The organism is Dietzia sp. B19, assembly GCF_014145155.1.
GTDB classification, from domain to species: Bacteria; Actinomycetota; Actinomycetes; order Mycobacteriales; family Mycobacteriaceae; genus Dietzia; species Dietzia natronolimnaea.
This window is the reverse complement of record NZ_JAALED010000515.1, coordinates 1225-3473: the sequence shown is the minus strand read 5'-3', so window position 1 is coordinate 3473 and position 2249 is coordinate 1225. Positions and strand designations below refer to the sequence as shown.

Here is a 2249-nt window from a genome sequence, read left to right as displayed (position 1 = left end):
ATGCTCAGCGTGTGACCGGTGAACACCGGCACGCGCACGCAGGTGCCGGCCACGCGAAGCTCCGGCAGCCCGAGGATCTTGCGCGACTCGTTGCGCAGCTTCTGCTCCTCGTCGGTCTCCTCGGACCCGTCGTCGATACTCCGTCTTCGCCCACTCAGACCCGCCACAACCCTCTCCCGCTTCCACGTTAGTTATCGGTCCATGTACCCCTCTCGGTACGCCCACGCGACGAGACTCGCCCCGGATTTCACCGGCAACCACATCCCCGTCGCAAGCAGGTCATCTACGACCCGCTCTGCATCGCCACGATCGATATCGTCGAGGACGTGAAGTGCCTCGGTGGCGATCCACATCGAGTCCCGGGCCTCGACCATGCGCTCGACCGCCTGGCTGAGCGCCTCACGTTCGTCGATAATCGCGGTGCAGCTGTGCGCTTGCGCATATGCGATTACCGCGGCCTCACCGGCGTGCTCAGCAGCTGTCTCGGCTCCCATGTCGGACTGGATCGCCAGCTGCACTGCTCCCTCGTCGGAATCGAGGACGAAGTTCGGTCCACTCACACTCCGCGATTGCCGGAATCCCGGAGTAGCGCTCGCGCGCCAACTCAACCTCGGCGTTCACCGCGTCCGGTATCAATATCACTCGCCCGCTGGGCGAGAGCCTTCGCAGTATCTCGCCGTGGCCTGCACGATGCCAGTGGGTGAACACACTCGTGTCCATGACCCATCGTTCAGGCATCTCCGTCGATCACCTCGAAGGGTGACTCGTCTCGTGGACGCAGCTCTGCGTCGCTGATTGATCCGCGCAGCATCTGCAGCGCTCGCTTACGTGTGAGTTTGGCATCTTCGTACCCGCGCACCACAGCGGCTGCAAATTGCGGGGACAGCCGCGGAGCGACGAGGTCGTCAGCGGGTAGCGGGACACCCACCGCCACAAAGTCCCCAGCAAATGGGACTTCCCGCGCGAGCGCCACACGCTCGCGCTCTTCGATCAGACCCACGTTCTTGAGCTGGTTGACCGTAGCCGTCCACGAGACCCGGTACTTGCCGGCGATGCGGATGGCGCGGCGGCGTGGGCTCTCCGTCGGGTAGTCACTCCACAACTTCGCCGCTCCCTCGCGGGGGATCAGGAAGTGAATAGCAACCGACTTGACCATCGTCTCGGAATCGGAGCTGTGTGCGTCATAGGCGTCGCCTACCAGCCAGTGCGCTAGTTCATGGGCGACCGTGACTCGCTTGCGCCCCTGCGGCTGCTCAGAATTGATCACCGCAGCGGCCACCGCCGTGTCGCTGTCCCCGTCGACGGTCACGCAGGCACCATCCGCCGACTCACCGTAGTTACCCACGAACACGTACATCCCGAGCCGCTCGCAGACCGAGAGAATATCGGGGATGGGCTCGTTGTCCAGCCCGGCCCGTCTGCGCGCCTCGTGGGCAACCCGCTCCGCGTCCTCATGACGGTCGGGCACCGCCGATTCGGGTCGGCGCACAGTCGAGATCAGTTCTTTGTGCATCAGCGATCGCATGTCGTCAGCTAGCAACTCGATTGCCTCGTCCATGCGCTCTGTGACTTCCGGGTCGAATCCGGCGTCGGTGCGGCGGCTGATCACCGCAGGCACTTCGTCCATCACGAACCACTGCAATGGCTTGTCGAGCGTCGCGGCGATGGCGAACATTTCCGTCGCCGAGACGCGTCGGGTTCCCGATTCCACCTTGCTGACCGAAGTGTGATCGAGCTGGCCCAACACTTCCGCAAGCTGCCGCTGCGACATGCCGGCAGCTACTCGCGCCTCCGCGATACGCCTACCGAGTGCCTTCGCGTCCATGCTTGCGATTCTGGCACATCAAGCAGCTTGCGTGTAGCGGCCACTCAGTGTGGAGTTCCGCGGCTCCCCCGCTCGCGACCGGCGCCGCCGCCCAATCAGCGTGACCGGGCGACGGCTCTCGTCAAGGGCTGCTGCGGAGCTCGTCATCGTCGTCCTACCGAACGGCTCCCCCCTCGGCTGACTACGTGACCAGCACCGGCGTTACTTGACCAGCAGCTCCGCGATCTGGATCGTGTTGAGCGCCGCGCCCTTGCGCAGGTTGTCGCCCGCCACCATGAGGTTCAGGCCCTTGGTGCCCTCGATCGACTGGTCCTGTCGGATGCGGCCCACCAGCGACTCATCGATGCCGGCGGCGTCCAGCGGGGTCGGCACGTCCACGACCTTCACGCCGGCCGCCGAGGACAGCAGCTCGCGCGCCTGCTCC

The 2249-nt window shown here is 65.1% G+C and carries 3 protein-coding genes and 1 pseudogene; all 4 read right to left on the bottom strand.

What is annotated here, in order from left to right; genetic code table 11:
* Positions 1 to 137, bottom strand: a pseudogene (locus tag G6020_RS14090) (Asd/ArgC dimerization domain-containing protein); the annotation flags it as partial.
* Between the two features lie 54 nt (positions 138 to 191).
* Complete coding sequence (locus G6020_RS14085) at positions 192 to 560, bottom strand: hypothetical protein (protein ID WP_194306150.1); 369 nt, start codon at positions 558 to 560, stop codon at positions 192 to 194.
* A gap of 170 nt (positions 561 to 730) precedes the next feature.
* Positions 731 to 1825, bottom strand: a complete 1095-nt coding sequence (locus tag G6020_RS14080; RefSeq protein ID WP_182611043.1) for an XRE family transcriptional regulator — start codon at positions 1823 to 1825, stop codon at positions 731 to 733.
* Between the two features lie 201 nt (positions 1826 to 2026).
* Positions 2027 to 2249 (bottom strand): Asd/ArgC dimerization domain-containing protein (locus G6020_RS14075; protein ID WP_277815287.1); only part of this gene is annotated, 223 nt, incomplete at its 5' end.

Bases quoted from the DNA above. Each gene is read 5' to 3' on its own strand.
- G6020_RS14080 (WP_182611043.1), bottom strand. From the start codon at position 1,825: ATGGACGCGAAGGCACTCGGTAGGCGTATCGCGGAGGCGCGAGTAGCT.